The 14446-nt window shown below is 67.0% G+C and carries 12 protein-coding genes; 6 read left to right on the top strand and 6 right to left on the bottom strand.

The features are described from left to right. Positions 1-57: 57 nt before the first annotated feature. Entirely contained in the window at positions 58-1374 is a 1317-nt protein-coding gene (locus DBZ45_RS03915) for a glycosyltransferase (RefSeq protein WP_111902650.1), read from the top strand. Between the two features lie 26 nt (positions 1375-1400). Here DBZ45_RS03915 and DBZ45_RS03910 read toward each other — a convergent pair whose 3' ends face one another. Beyond that, the gene (locus DBZ45_RS03910) at positions 1401-1955 is read right to left on the bottom strand and encodes a DinB family protein (protein ID WP_223256907.1); all 555 of its coding nucleotides are present in this window, start codon (positions 1953-1955) and stop codon (positions 1401-1403) included. Positions 1956-2128: 173 nt separating this feature from the next. Between DBZ45_RS03910 and DBZ45_RS03905 the strand changes: the two genes are divergently transcribed. Together DBZ45_RS03905 and DBZ45_RS03900 are read left to right on the top strand one after the other, a co-directional pair. Next, on the top strand, positions 2129-2308 hold the full coding sequence (locus DBZ45_RS03905; RefSeq protein ID WP_146617441.1) for a hypothetical protein: 180 nt from the start codon (positions 2129-2131) through the stop codon (positions 2306-2308). Continuing rightward, a complete protein-coding gene (locus DBZ45_RS03900) occupies positions 2290-2985 on the top strand; it encodes a class I SAM-dependent methyltransferase (protein ID WP_111902648.1) in 696 nt (231 codons plus the stop codon). The genes DBZ45_RS03905 and DBZ45_RS03900 overlap by 19 nt, the downstream gene beginning before the upstream one ends. 49 nt (positions 2986-3034) lie before the next feature. On the opposite strand, the gene DBZ45_RS03895 is transcribed toward DBZ45_RS03900, so the two are convergent. Next, entirely contained in the window at positions 3035-6469 is a 3435-nt protein-coding gene (locus DBZ45_RS03895; RefSeq protein ID WP_190242994.1) for a chitobiase/beta-hexosaminidase C-terminal domain-containing protein, read from the bottom strand. 201 nt (positions 6470-6670) lie between these two features. Further along, positions 6671-8092 (bottom strand): FAD-binding oxidoreductase, encoded by a 1422-nt coding sequence (locus DBZ45_RS03890; protein ID WP_440130497.1) that lies wholly within the window; start codon positions 8090-8092, stop codon positions 6671-6673. A 342-nt stretch (positions 8093-8434) separates the two neighbouring features. Here DBZ45_RS03890 and DBZ45_RS03885 point away from each other — a divergent pair, with 342 nt between their 5' ends. Together DBZ45_RS03885 and DBZ45_RS03880 are read left to right on the top strand one after the other, a co-directional pair. After that, a complete protein-coding gene (locus DBZ45_RS03885) occupies positions 8435-9277 on the top strand; it encodes an alpha/beta fold hydrolase (RefSeq protein WP_111902645.1) in 843 nt (280 codons plus the stop codon). A 141-nt stretch (positions 9278-9418) separates the two neighbouring features. Then, positions 9419-10516: an EAL domain-containing protein gene (locus DBZ45_RS03880; protein WP_111902644.1), complete on the top strand. Its 1098-nt coding sequence runs from the start codon at positions 9419-9421 to the stop codon at positions 10514-10516. Positions 10517-10557: 41 nt separating this feature from the next. Here the strand turns inward: DBZ45_RS03880 and DBZ45_RS03875 are convergent, their stop codons facing one another. The 3 genes from DBZ45_RS03875 to DBZ45_RS03865 all read right to left on the bottom strand — a co-directional run bounded on the left by DBZ45_RS03875 (position 10558) and on the right by DBZ45_RS03865 (position 11860). Further along, entirely contained in the window at positions 10558-10953 is a 396-nt protein-coding gene (locus DBZ45_RS03875) for a response regulator transcription factor (RefSeq protein ID WP_111902680.1), read from the bottom strand. A gap of 148 nt (positions 10954-11101) precedes the next feature. After that, positions 11102-11455, bottom strand: coding sequence for a DUF202 domain-containing protein (locus tag DBZ45_RS03870; RefSeq protein ID WP_111902643.1), 354 nt, complete (start codon positions 11453-11455; stop codon positions 11102-11104). 3 nt (positions 11456-11458) lie between these two features. Beyond that, positions 11459-11860 carry a YidH family protein gene (locus tag DBZ45_RS03865; protein ID WP_111902679.1) on the bottom strand — a complete coding sequence of 134 codons (402 nt, stop codon included), beginning with the start codon at positions 11858-11860 and terminating at the stop codon, positions 11459-11461. Positions 11861-12076: 216 nt separating this feature from the next. Here DBZ45_RS03865 and DBZ45_RS03860 point away from each other — a divergent pair, with 216 nt between their 5' ends. Further along, positions 12077-14425, top strand: a complete 2349-nt coding sequence (locus DBZ45_RS03860; protein ID WP_111902642.1) for a multicopper oxidase domain-containing protein — start codon at positions 12077-12079, stop codon at positions 14423-14425. Positions 14426-14446 lie beyond the last annotated feature (21 nt).

The following is a 14446-nucleotide window of genomic DNA, read 5'->3' as shown; positions in this document are numbered from 1 at the left end:
GCTCCAATCTATGGCAAAGGGCTATTTTCCGGGCGCCGCAGGCCATAGGCTCCAGCCATGTCATCAGTCATCGTTTGCAGCGGCCCCCACGACGGTCACGTTTCGCCCATGCTCGGGGTCGCGCGCCGCCTGATTGACCGCGGCCACAGGGTGCGGTTTCTGACCGGCCCCGCCTACCAGGACGCAGTAGAGGCCATCGGGGCCGAGTTCCTCCTGCTGGGGCCGGGTGCCGAACATGCGACCGAATCCAGCGCGGCCACCGGCGTCCAGGCGATCCGCGAGGGCATCCGCGGATTGGTGATCGAGCCTGCCCGCGGCCAGTATCTGCCGCTGGCGGCGGCGGTCGCTGCCGAGCCGACGGACGCGGTCCTGGCGGAGGTCACCTTCGTAGGTGCCGCCACACTGTCCAGGCTTCCGCGCAACGAGCGGCCTCCTATCATCGCCTGCGGCATCCTGCCGCTGACGCTGTCCAGCCGGGATTGTGCCCCCTACGGCTCCGGCCTGGCGCCCGGCAAGGGGCCGGGCGCACGCCTGAGGAACCAGGCGATGAACTGGCTGGTTTCCAATGTGGTGCTGAAGGACAGCCAGCGGCAGGTGGATGCCCTGACCCGCGAGCTGGTGGGAGTGGGGCTGGACGGGCTGTTCATCCTGGACTGGGCGCGCCGCACGGAACTCATCGCCCAGTTCACAGTGGAGGAGTTCGAGTACCCGCGCTCTGACGCGCCGGGCAACCTGCGTTTCTTCGGGCCGATGTCCCGCCACGCCGCCTCTGCGTCCGTGACGCCGAAGCCGGAGTGGTGGGGCGATCTGGACGGCTCCCGCCCGGTGGTCTATGTGACACAGGGGACCGTCTCCAACGAGGACTTCACGGCCCTGGTGGGTCCCACGCTCGAGGGGCTGGCCGGGGAGGACGTCACCGTCGTCGTCAGCACCGGCCGCCGCCCGCTCGACGCGCTTCCGCCGCTCCCGGCCAATGCCCGCGCTGCCGAGTTCCTCCCTGACGCGGAGCTCCTGCCGAAGGTGGACGTCTACGTCACGAACGGCGGCTACGGCGGCCTGCATTACGCCATGGAAAACGGCGTGCCCATCGTGGTGGCCGGGGACACCGAGGACAAGCCGGAGGGAGCCGCCCGGGTGGCCTGGGCCGGCGTCGGGACTAACCTCAAGACCGGCAGGCCCAAGCCGGACGCCATCCGCGACGCCGTGCGGAAGGTTCTGGGCGACGGCCGGTACCGCGCGGGAAGCCAGCGGATCGGGGCGGCAATCGCCGCTTCCCCCGGAGTGGACGGGCTCATCGACGAGATGGAAGCGATGCTCCGCATAGGTGTGAACCGCGCGAACATTGCAGGGGACCGGCCGGAAGCGGAGCGCTGAAGCGCCGGGGTCCAGATCACCTCGTTTCAGTCGTTGTTCGGGGGCGGCTGCTCCTCAGCGAGAGGTAGGCTCAGCTGTTTGGCATGGAAGTCGAAGTGCAGTGTGGGGTATGCGTAGACATCTGCGAGTGTCATGATCGGGGCGAAGAAGGGGTCCCAGCGAGTGGGGAAGGCCATGCCTAAGGCGAGGGCTTTTTCGGATTCGCGTGCGAGGCGGCGGGCGAGGGCGTCGGTGACGCGCTCGAGTTTTCGCAGCATGCGGTTGCGGTTGTAGACCAGGGATGCCGCGCGTGATCCCCAGTAGTTGACCACGTCAAAGGGCCGTGTGCCGGCGTTCAGGAGACGGGCGAACACCTTGCCGAGTGTGGGAGGCAGGTGGCCGAAGGTTTTCACCAGGGGGAGGAGGGCCTGGACCACCATGTAGCCGAAGACCATGTGGAACAGGAGTTCTTCGTTGGTCCAGCGGGTTCCCCAGCTTCGCCGCCGCAGATCCTCGTCGCGGGCGGCGGCGAGGGTGTCGCCCAGTGTCGCGCAGGCGCGTCTGTAGTCGCTGATGATCTGTTCGCGGCCGCCGTCCGTCACCTGTGCCCCTTTGCGATGGGATACCGAAACCCCTTGTTCATACGCTCTCACGTTCGCTGTCCGGCTTTAATAGGAACGGCGCCGAGTCCAAACCCGCCGGCTTCCTTTTGGACGCGGAGCGCCTGCCGTCCGTGAGAAGCTGTGCCAAGCACCAAATGCTCACAGGGGGAAACATGCTTGGAATAGTTGCAGCCGTGCTGATGTTCACGGTGCCGGCGCTGCTCATCGCAACGGCGCTGTACTGGATCATCCGCCTGGGGGTGAAGCACGGCCTCAGGTCGTATGACGCGGAAAAGCTCGAAGCTCAGAGACAGCGCTATGAGGAGTCAACGGAATGGACAACGCGGACCTGACCGGCGGCGGTGCGCTGAAGCACCTGCAGCATCCGCGGTTCGCCCGCGCCTACGCGCGCGCCGTCGAACGGATGAACCGCCGCGGGGCCACCGAACACCGTCGCCGGATGCTGGCCGGCCTACACGGGACGGTGATCGAGATCGGTGCGGGGGACGGATCCGCCTTTGCCCTCTACCCGCCGGCGGTCACACACGTTCTGGCGCTGGAGCCCGACGACTACCTTCGCAGCCTCGCCCTGAACCGCGCCGCCGATGCCCCCGTCAAAGTGACGGTGAGAGCGGCTGCAGCGGAGCGGATCCCGGCCGACGACGGCAGTGCGGATGCCGTCGTCGCAAGCCTTGTGCTGTGCAGCGTCGCGGACCAGGCGGCCGTCCTCGCGGAAATCCGGCGCGTCCTGCGCCCCGGCGGGACCCTGGCCTACTACGAACACGTCCGCTCGGACCGCCCTGTCCTGGCTGCCGTCGAAGATCTGCTGACGCCGGCATGGCAGCGCCTGGCCGGAGGGTGCCACCCTAACCGGGACACCCTCGGCGCCATCACAACCGCCGGATTCACCATCCGGGAGAACCGGCGGTTTGGCTTCGCCGTCCAGTCGCTGACCCCTCCGGTGGCCCACATTCTGGGTTACGCCACCAGCCCGGGACGCCTGGCTGACCAGCGGCCCCCTGCCGGATAGCCGGCAGGGGGCCGCTGTGCTTGTTCGGATCCGGGTGGTCAGGTAGGGATCAGAAGATGTTCTTCATAATGTTCCAGCCCCGGCCAATTTGCTTCATCGGCATCACGTGCCCGTCACCCTTGCCCGCGTAGATCCACAGGATGCCGGCCTTGTCGCGCGCAACCAGGTCGTTCGTGCCGTCGCCGCTGAAGTCGCCGGGTCCCATCACCAGGGTCATGATGTTCCAGCCCGATCCGACCTGTTTCCTCGGCGCAAAGCCGCCTCGGCCGTCGCCAGGGTACAGCCACAGCTTGCCGGTCGAATCGCGGGCCACCAGATCAGCCTTACCGTCGCTGGTGGTGTCGCCGGCACCGACAATCGTGGTCATGATGTTCCAGCCCCTGCCGATCTGCTTTTTGGGGGCATAGTTGCCACGGCCGTCGCCGGCGTAGAGCCAGAAGTCGCCGGCCTTGTCGCGGGCTACGAGGTCGGCCTTGCCGTCGCCGCTGAAGTCACCGGGGGCAACAATGCTGGTCATGACATTCCAGCCCAGCCCGACCTGTTTTCTCGATGTGAACCCGCCGGTGCCGGAGCCTGGGTAGTGCCACAGTCTGCCGGCCGCATCGCGGGCCACTAGGTCAGCCTTGCCATCGCTGTTGGTGTCGCCGGCGCTGACCACGCTGGTCATGATGTTCCAGCCCGCCCCGGCCTGTTTCCTCGGCGCAAAGCCACCTCTGCCGTCGCCAGGGTAGAGCCACAGCCTGCCGGACGTGTCCGTCGAGATGAGATCGGCCTTGGAGTCGCCGTTGAAATCCCGGCCGGTGGAGCCCTTCGTTGCAGGTTCTGCGGGCGGCGGAACCGGGGCCCCGCCACCGGTTCCGGCGGCAGCGGTCCAGCGGCCGATGCTGCTGGCGTTGCCGGCGGCATCGATCGCCAGGGCCCGCAGGGTCTGGCCAGCCGCGAGCTGCACCGGTGCCGAGTAGCGGGTGCTGTCGGCTGTGGGCTCGCTGCCGTCCAGCGTGAAGAAGATGGACGCGTCCTCGTTGGCCGAGAGTGTGACGGCGGTGCCCGTGGGGACCTGGCTACCCACATTGGCGGTGAGGACCGGTGCTGTCTTGTCCACGGTGAATGTTTCCGTCTTCACTTCGGAGGCGATTCCAAAGGCCACCGCGATGAACTTCAGCGTGGTGACGCCCTCGGTGGTGATGGGAATCGGTCCCGTGTACAGCGTGCTGGCCGTCGTCGGGTCCGTGCCGTCGGTGGTGAAGAAGATCTGCGCGTTCGCCCGAGTGGCCGTCAGTGCCACGAGCTGGTCGGTGGCGAAGACGCCGCCGGCCGTGCTTGCCGTGGGGGTGGGCTCCGGCGGGGCGGCGCCGGTCTTGCGGCCCTGGACCACAAACTGGTCGGTCTCGCCGAGGAGCTCCGGGTCGGCCAGGATGTCGCCCCCGGCCGAGACAATCTTCTCGATCTTGAAGAAATCGGTGTCGTAAGGGCTGCCGGTCACGGCGTGCGGCGTGGTGCCGTCGCCCAGGTAGCCTTCGGGCGCACCTTCGGTCCAACGGAGGAACGGCCCGATCTTGGTCTCCAGCATCCCGGAGAAGTCGCCGGTGGAGTTCAGGGCGCCCAGGTCTTCCGTGTAGTTGATGTTTCCGTCGATGTCCGCGGTCAGTTCCAGGATGCCGTAGGGGTGCGTGAACCGATAGGTGGCGCCGGGTTCAAAGACCGCGTCACCGGTGACCCGTACCCGGCCGAAGCCGACCTGCGCTTTGTCCTGAACGGCGTCCGCCCCGAAGGCCGCCTCCGAGGCCAGAGTCAGCCGGATGACCTCGGTGCCCACCGTTACTTCCGCGTCGGACGCGAACCAGAACGCCTCTCCCGGGAAGTTGTCAGGCCAGGATGTCGGCTGCGCCGGGTCGGGCAGGACATCGACCACCGGGCACAGCGGGTCATCCAGGCATAGGTCCAGCTGGATCGGGTCCTGGCCTTCCCAGCCGTTGTCCTTCAGCCACAGGGGGAATCCGTGCTCGCCAAGCGGGCCGACCTCGGAGAGGTTGCGGACCTTGAACGGGAACGAACGTACCTCGCCCGCGGTGCCGGTGGCAGGGTCGACGGCGACTGCCCGGATGGTGGTCGACATGGCCAGAGGGACCGGACCGGTGTACTCGCGGGTGGAGCCGGCAGGTTCGCCTTCCTCCGTCAGGCCCGGGGCCGTACCGTCCGTCGTGTAGTAGATGTCCGGCGCGACGGACGGGTTGTTCGTGGTCCCCGTGAAGGTTACGCTCTGCCGTCCGGCAAGGGGACCTGTGGCGGCGTCCGGACTGGCCTCGAGCCAGGGCCGGGTAGCGTCGAGTTCGTACTCTTCGGTGTAGACGGCGGTGGCCTTCTCTTTGTTCTCGAGGTCCACTGCCATGTACTTCAGGGTTGTCAGGCCCGGTGTGGCCAGCTCGACGGCGACTGCCGCGGCCATGTCGCCCGGCGCAGGAACGAATTCCGTACCTTTGACGGTGCCGTCTTCGTTGAAGCCAGGATCGGTGCCGTCCGTCGTGTAGATGATCTTCGCCTTGTCGGGCAGGGAAGCCTGGATCCTGACCGTCTGCTTGGAGTTATAGACGCCCCCGGGCTTGTCTACCCCTGCTTTCAGGGTGGCGATTTTGCCCTGCACGGCAAACAGGTCCGTCCGTGCGCTCGCGGCGTTCCCGGCCCCGTTCGGGCCCGACACCTGGAAGTAGTCCGTGCCTTTAGGGCTGCCCACCACCGCGTGTTCGATGTTCGGGTCGCCGATGAAGCCTTCCGGCGCGGCCGGTGCCACGGCCGGGTCCCAGCGCAGGTAGGGGCCGAGGCGTCCGTTCGACGGCTCGTTCCAGGTGCACGGTTGCTGCATGCAGCCGATGTCTTCGGTGAAGCGGATCCGGCCTCTGTCGTCTGCGGTCAGGACTTCCACCCCGTACGGGTGGGTGAACGTGTACTGCTGGCCCGGCACGCCGTTGTCGAGCCGTAGCCGTAGCCGGGCAAACCCGTTCTGCTGGCCCTGTGCCACGGACCCAAGGCCGGCGAAAGCCGCTTCCTGCGCCATGATCAGGCGTGCTGATGCGCCGCCTGGCATTGTCAGCGACGATTCGGCAGACCACCAGAAGGATTCTTCCGGGAAGTTCCCGGGAATTGCCAGCGGCTGGGTCGGATCGTAGTCGATGCCGATAACCGGGCAGTCCTGGGCGTCAAGACACAGTTCCAACCGAACGGGGTCCAGCCCCTTGGCTTCATCTCCGCCGTCGGCGTACCAGTACGGATAGCCGTTGGTCGGGTCGAGCGGGCCCACACTAGCGGGACCCCCGGATAGGGCAGCCGGCAGAATGCCCGCCATCGCCGCGTGCGACAGTCCCGAACCTCCGGCCGGCAGTGCCGCGACGGCCGGCGGCAGGACGCTTAGCCCTGACAGCATGACGGCGCCCACGACTGCCATCCCCAGTGCGCTGCGGCGCCGCACTGTGCGGTTTTTAGACCGCATGACTTTATCTTGATGCTGAACTCGCATGTCTGTGCCCCCCTGTTGGCAGATTGCTGACGGGGGCAATGAAAAATCATGTGTAAGTGAGCCCCCGCGCTCACTTTGCTAAGGGGACGTTGGGATTTTCTTAGGCCCAGATGCCTTCTGACGTGCGGCTCCACCTAATTTGGGGGGTCATGAACAAGGTCCCGACCGCCCGGCTTAGGTCTCTGCGGCCGGGGTGGGCACGATGTTGTGGTTGAGGCGGAAAAGATTGTGGGGGTCGAAGCGGTTCTTCAGGTCCACCAGCCGCTCGTATGTGTCCGGCCCGTAGGCCTGGCGCGCGGCCTCGACGGGGTCCTGCCCGATTTCCGCGCCGAGGAAGTTGACGTACTGGCCGTGCTCGCTGAACGGCTGCATGAGGGCATAGGCCTTTCGGGCGAACGCGCTCAGCCGCGCGTCCTCCGCAGGGTCGTGCCAGAAGCCGTAGATGTTTAGCCAGTACTTCGCCGAGCGGTTGGGAAACGCAGTAGCGTCCTTCGGCACCCGTCCGAAGGCCCCCTGCATGTGGTGGATATCGATCCCGGTCCCGGACCATGTCACCTCTGAGGCGAAACCGGTTAGAACGTCGATGGCCACATCGTCCATCCGGGAGAACGACACGTTCTTCCAGTACCCGCGGGAGCCCTTGGGGAAGAGGCTGTCCATGGCAGTCTGCCACTCCAGCCAGGCGGTGGGACCCACTTCCTCCGCGTCCGGGGGCGCGGCTTCGCGCAGCTGCCCAATCAGCTCGAGCCCGGGCTGGTGGTTCTCCGAAGTCCAAGCGAAGCCGATGATCATCCACGGCTCCTCGCCCATCTCGAAGTCGGGCGGGAGCACCAGGAAGGAGACGATCGGGTTCATCTCCTCGGGCAGATCCTGAGTCCACCGGTCGAAGGCGCTCAGCGCGCTCTTCCAGCGGGTGGGGCGGTAGAAGAAGTTTCCGCCCAACACGGCAGCCGGAAGCGGCCGGGCGCGGAAGGTGAAGGATGAGACCACCCCAAAGTTGCCGCCCCCGCCGCGCAGCCCCCAGAACAGCTCGGGGTTCTGCTGTTCGCTGGCGTGCAGGTGCTCTCCAGTGGCGGTAACGACGTCGGCGCTGTCCAGGTTGTCGAGGCTCAGCCCGTTGGACCGGGTCAGCCAGCCCACCCCACCGCCGAGGGTCAGTCCCGAAACCCCGGTGGCGCTGATAACCCCCAGCGGCACGGCCAGTCCGTGCGCGGCGGTGGCACGGTCCACGTCTGCCAGGGTCGCCCCGGGCTCCACGGTCACGAGCCGGCGTTCGACGTCGACCTCCACGTTGCGCAACTGGCCCAGTTCCAGCACCAGGCCGCCGTCGACAGTGCCGTGCCCGGCAATGTTGTGCCCGCCCCCGCGAACAGCAAGCGGCAGGCCGGTGCTGCGGGCGGTGTGCAGGGCGGGATCGATGTCTCCGACGGCTCCCGCCCGGACGACGGCCCGGGGACGCACGTCGATCATGCCGTTCCAGACCGCCCGGGCCTCGTCGTACAGCGGATCCTGCGGTTCAATCACCTGCCCCGCCAGATGCCTGCGCAACTCCTGCAGGGCGCCGTCCGTTTCGCCGTTCTGCTCCGCCTGGTGCATGGTGCTCATCGGTCTGCTGCTTCCGTGCCATGGGGGGGTGGTACCCCTGATCCAATAGTGGAATTGTTCCCGCCGGGGTCGGCGCTGCAGGGCGATACCCGTCCCGGTACGCAGCGGGTCCCTAAGTGTCACCGCCCGGGAATACAGTTCGGCCGCCAAAGGCACTGGACCAGCTCGCGGTGTCCACAGTATAGAGTCGCCCGCAGCACCGGACAACGGCCAGCGGGTGCCCGCCGGGAGGGCAGCGAGCGGGCGCCGGCCCGGAAAAATCGCCCTAGGCGCCCCACCCGCAGGAGAGTAGATTACGGGTGGATTGGGGCCAAACGCGACAGGAGGGCCGGAATGGGGCGGTATGTGAAAGCCGGGGAGCTGGAGATCTGGACCGAACAGGTGGGCGAGGGCCCGGATGTCCTGCTGATCGGCGGGCTGGGGGACACCGTGGAGTCCTGGCAGTTCCAGCTGGACGGGCTGGCGGACCGCTACCGGCTGACGGCGTTCGATAACCGGGGTGCGGGGCGCACGGCCATGCCGGAAGGGCAGCCGACGGTCGAGGCGATGGCGGACGACGCGGCTGCGGTGCTGCGGGGTCTCGGCATCTCGGCAGCGCATGTTGCTGAGATCTCCGGCGGCAGCATCATCAGCCAGGAGCTTGCTCTGCGGCACCCGGAGCTGGTGCGCAGCCTGGTGCTGCAGAGCACCTGGCCCGGAATGGACCAGTACATGAAGTCGCTCTGCCGGTCCATCCACTGGCAGGCCGCGCTGGCACCCGACGAACGCGCATTCCTGGAGTTCTTCTTCCTGCTGGTCTATACGCCGCGGGCACACAACAGCGGTATGGTCAGCCAGATCATCGACGACGTCCTGGCATTCCCGTACCAGCAGTCCACCGGGGATTTCCTGAAGTTTCTGGACGCGTTCGTGGTCCACGAGACGGCAGGCCGGCTGGGGCAGATTAAAGCGCCCACCCTTGTCCTGGCCGGCGGAGTGGATCCCATGAGCCGGCCGGAGCTGGGCGAGGCGGTAGCCCAACGCATACCGGGTGCACAGTTCGAGGTGATGCCGGAGGAATCCCACCAGCCCTTCCAGGAGATCCCGGACGTTTGGAATGCGCGCGTCAATGAGTTCTGGCAGGAGGCGGAGAGGCTGCACCCGGTGATTGAGCCCGTCGGAAATCCGGACGAGTAAGCGGAGTCTGAATCCGCATGACAGATTATTTTCAGCGGTTCCCTTTATGATGCATTCAGTGCCCAGCATGCGGGAGGGATCCCGCTGCGCAGCAGGAAGGCGCGGCCAGCAGCACATGAGCCGGAACTAGAGGAGTGCCCATTGGTTGATAGTCCGTTCCCCGAGGATGACGGCTGGGTGGGGGAGGCCGCCCATGAGGTCCCTCTGGTGCGGGCGCAGGCGCGTGAGATCATCGAGGCGGTCCTGGCCGGTACGGATCCGGAAGGGGCCGAGGTCCGTGAGCGCTTGCGTGAGCACGTCGCAGCGCATCCGGGACATCCGGAGGCCGCCCTGCACGAGCATCTGATCTTCAGCCGCTCCCTTGCCAGGCGGGCCGGGGACCGGACCAAGCCGGACAAACGGGAGGCAAGCGTCCAGCAGGACGGTGATCAGTTGGGCGTCGCCGCCCGGGACCGGGCGGCCATTGAAGCGGTCCTGCACGGGGGCATGCTGGTCACCGCTTTCCAGCCGGTCCACGATTTAGCCAGCAGGGGTGTGATCGGCGCCGAGGCCCTGACACGCTTTGTGTGGGAAGACGGCGGCAGTGCAGGGTCCTGGTTCAAGAATGCCACCGCGGCCGGGCTGGGAGCGGATCTGGAGTTCTCGGCGTTGCAGTCCGCCGTGGCCGCGGCCCAGGAACTTCCACCCCAACTGGCCGTCGCCTTGAACGTCTCCCCGGCGGTATGCCTCGATCCCCGGCTTCCCGGATTCCTCCATCATGCACCTCTGGAGCTTTCCCGCATCATCCTGGAACTCACCGAACCACTTCAGGGCGACCAGTTGGGCCCACTTCTGGACGTCCTGGCGCCGATGCGCCGTTCCGGCCTGCGCCTGGCGGTGGATGAGGCGGGCACGGACGCTGCGTCCATGCGCCACATCCGCTCCCTCCGGCCCGATGTCATCAAGATCGGCCGTGATCTAATCGAAGAGATCCACCGGGACCCAAGCCGCCAGTACCTGGTCGCGGACATGGTCGAATTCGGACGGCAGACGGGCGCGGAATTGGCGGCGGTAGGCATCGAAACCGCCGAGGAGCTGACCGTCCTGACCCGGCTGGCAGTTGCCGCCGGCCAGGGCCACTTCCTGGGCCGGCCCACGGTCGACGCGCAGGAATGGGCTACCTGGGCGGGTCCCGCCGCCGCACCCGGGGATCCTGACCGCCACGGCCGGCGCAGGGCCGGAAGGCCACTGGCCGATTAGCCCAGCGGTGGCGGGCTATCAGCCAAGCCGCAAGGTTTCAGCTATACCGCATGGTGAACCGGGCCCGCGGTCCCGGCGGCAAGCAGCGCCTCGATCCGGGTCCGCAAATCCCGGGGCCGGAAAGGCTTGGTGACGTACTCGTCTGCCCCGCAGTGCAGCGCTTCGTCGATGTCCGATTCGTCGGCGCGGCCCGTGAGCATCACTACCCGGGCGGAGCTGAACTGCCGGATGCGCCGCAGGACCTCCAAACCATCGACGTCCGGAAGGCCGACGTCGACAGTGACAACGCGGGGATGTCGGCGCTGTACCAGATCGACCCCCTCAAGCCCGCTGGCCGCGGTGTAAACGGCGAATCCCGTCTGCTCCAGGACTGCCCGTAGAAGATTGCGCATATCCGCGTCGTCCTCAATAACGACTGCCACTCCCAAGCTGGCCATGGTCAACTCCAGGTCTGGCGAATCCTTGAACCGGCCCAGCACCAGCTCTAAGTTCGCCCACACCACACGGTACAAGCGTGGGCGTCTTTTTTCAGCATAAAATTTGTCGGATTTGAAAATGCGCTTTCATGACGCTCGGCTCACCCGGTCAGGACAGCACCAGCCAGACGCCCAGCGCTCCAAGCACGACGCAGGCGCCGGCGGTCCAGAAGACAGCCGCGATATCGGGTGCCAGGCATCCCGCCCTGATCCCTTCGACGCTGCGCCGGTAGCGCCGCCGCTGGGTGGCATAGATGCCGGTGCCGGCGGCAATGGTGAGGCCGAACATCGCCAGCACGAACGGCCCCTGGTCCGGGAGCCAGCGCAGGCTCATCGCGCTCGCGGCAATCAGCGTCAGGACTGTCCGGCCCCACGCGAGTGCGGTGCGCTCGGGCTGCAAGCCCGGGTCGCCGTCGAGCGGGCCGTTACCTGGGAGGGGAGCGGTGGCCGGGTTTTCGTCCATGGTTCAGGCAAGAACGACGACGGCGATCACCACCGCCGCTGCGACGGCGCAGCCGGCGGCGAGCAGCGGACCGATCAGCGGCAGCGGCAACGGCCGGTTCGAGCGCAGGCTGCTCTCCACCCGCAGCCAGCGGATGGCGGACCCTGCACTCAGCAGCATGCCCAGCAGGAGGAGCAGAACCGACAGACCGCGGCGGACGGGCTCGGGGAAGACGTCAGTGGTGAAGGCCTCCACCGCGATCCCGCCGGCGAGGAGCGCCAGGGACGTGCGGATCCATGCCAGGAACGTGCGCTCGTTGGCCAGGGTAAACCGCGGGTCCGGTTCGGTGCCGCCGGGCAGGAGCTTTTCGGCGAACCGGCTTCTGCGCGGGCCGGAGCCGGGCGGGGGAGTAGAGATGGACGGCACGGTCACAGTCTAGCCAGTGCTGTGCAGCCGCCCCGGAACCTGCTCCCGGCGGACAAAGGCTGCTGTATGTCAGGACATGGCTGTTTCCCGAAGATGCCCCAAGTTTTCCCTAGGTTGCCCCGGGCAACATGAAGCCCAGTCTGATATCGCAATTGGGGGCGACATGGACCTGTGTTCCTCACCTAATCTCGGTCTCCCATGCACAGGAGGTCGGCAATGGCGGTCCTAGATGTCCACATCAACGACGGGTTCGTTCCGATGGTGGACGGCTCGCTCGTTTATCACCGGGGTTTCGGGGACCGCCGCACTGCGGTCAATGATCCGGCCCCGGCGCTGGCGATGACGCAACGGGTCATCACCGCGAACGGAAGGGTGGTGGTCAGCCGGACCTATCCGCTCGGCGCTCCGGTGCCGCCGCATGGCAGGCCCTCGCCGCTCCGGCCGGACCCGGCATTCCCGCGGCACTTCCTTGCCCGGCAGGGCTACTGGGCCAGCTTCTTTCCGCCCAGGACCTTGATCGCCGAGACTGGCAGCACCATCGAGATCATGCTGCACAACAACCTCGCGCAGCCGCACGAGATGCGGTTCCACCGTGCGGGACGGGGTGGGGCCGACGTCGGCTCGGGTCCAGTAGCGCCGGCCACCTCGAAGCTCCTGCGGTTTCCGGCGCCTCTGCCCGGGACCTACCTCTACACCGATCCGGGCAACCAGCCGGTGGAACGGACCCTCGGTCTTTACGGCGCCCTGGTGGTGATCGATCCGCGCAACGCGTGGCGGCTTGCCCCGGGCGCTGCGGAGTTCGAGCGCCAGTGGCTCTGGCTGTGCCATGACGTGGACTCCAACTGGGCGCGCATTGCCTCGAGGGGCCAGACGGTCAACCCCATCACCACCCCGGCGGTCCCGAACTACTTCACCATCAACGGGTTCTCAGGATTCCAGTCGCTGGCAGTCACCACTGACCTGGCGTTCAATGACCGGCGGCACGAGGACACGCTGCCCTCGGGGCATCCGCGCGAGACCGACGTGCGCGACTTCAGTGCCTCCCCGGCGGCCGGGGCCATCCGCACCGGGCACCTCATGCGGATGCTCAACGCCGGCATTGTGGACCACCAGCTTCACTACCACGGCAACCACGTGTGGACCGTGCGGTCCAACGGCCTCGACTTTCCAAGGTCCCACGGCCGGGTTACGCCGAAGGGTGACGTGGTGCTCCAGCAGTGGGAAGACACAGTCCAGCTGCAACCGCTGGACCACAAAGAATCGATTCTGCCGGTCCGGCGGCCGCCGGACACGGTCGACCAGGTGTGGAATGCCAGGGACAAAGACTGGACGTACCCCATGCACTGCCACGCGGAACCGTCCCAGACGGCGCGCGGCGGACTGTACCCCGGCGGGCTCGTGGCGGACTGGGTGCTGGCCGGCCAGCCCGCCCCCAGTGAAGGGACGCCGCCCACGGCGGCAGACCCGCACCACACATTCCGCAGCCAGGTGGACTTCTCCTCCGACCAGCCCCACGAGGGCAGCCCGGAAACCCAGTTTCCGCTGAAGCCCGATGTCTTCCTTGAGATGGACTTCTTCAACAGGAAGTTCGACTTCCCAGACGGTTCCGAGCACGAGATGTGGAGCTTCGAGGGGAACAAGTTCGGCCGCCAAATCCCCGGAACCACGGTGCGGATGCAGGAGGGGAACCTGTTCCAGGCCACCCTCAAGCCCAACAAAAGGGTTCACACCATCCACTGGCACGGCATCGAACCGGACCCACGCAATGACGGTGTTGGCCACACCTCCTTCGAGGTCTCGGGCCACTACACCTACCAGTGGCGGCCGGACGTCGCCGAACGCGGCAACCCCCACCGCGGCGCGGCGGGCACCTACTTCTACCACTGCCACGTCAACACGCCGCTCCACGTCCAGATGGGCATGTTCGGTCCGATCGTGATCGATCCCCGGCCCAACCCGGCCCTGCCCGTGCCCGCTGGGGCCCGCCGTCACTCGTTTGAAGGTCCGCTGTATGACGCCGCCACGGAAACCTTGATCGCGCCCTATTCGCTCGATCCCCGGTGGCACGAACTGAACCATGCCGCGGGGCTCAACGGCGAGGATGCTGGGCTGAACCGCTTCGAGCCCAGGCACTTCTTTCTCATCGGCGGCAACATCCCCAACCGGCCAAGGGGCGACGACGTCGTCTGGGCCATCTCCCAGATGCGGGCCAACGTTGTGCGGAACGGCAGGTATCCGACGCTGATCCGCCACCTCAACGTGGACTACTTCCCAACGCTCACCACCATCACGGATGCGGCGGGCAGGCCGGCCAGGATCGCGGAGCTGATCGCTCACGACGGCCGGCCCTTCTGGAACACACCGGACCCTACCGGCCCGGCTGTGCAGCCCTCCATGGCCGGCCAGCCGCTCCTGACCAACATCATCAAGTCCGGCGCCGCGGAGAAATTCGACTACCTACTGCGCCCGCCGGCCCCCGGGAAATACACCATCAGCATCAGCTTCCTGCACTGGCTCACGTCGGAGGTGCTCGCCACCCGCACCGTCACTGTCACCGCCGCCTAGTCGGATAGCCGGACCCGCATC

The organism is Arthrobacter globiformis (genome assembly GCF_003261175.1).
Classification (GTDB): Bacteria; Actinomycetota; Actinomycetes; order Actinomycetales; family Micrococcaceae; genus Arthrobacter; species Arthrobacter globiformis_A.
Note: the sequence above shows the minus strand (reverse complement) of the source record. Positions and strands in the feature narration are given on the sequence as shown.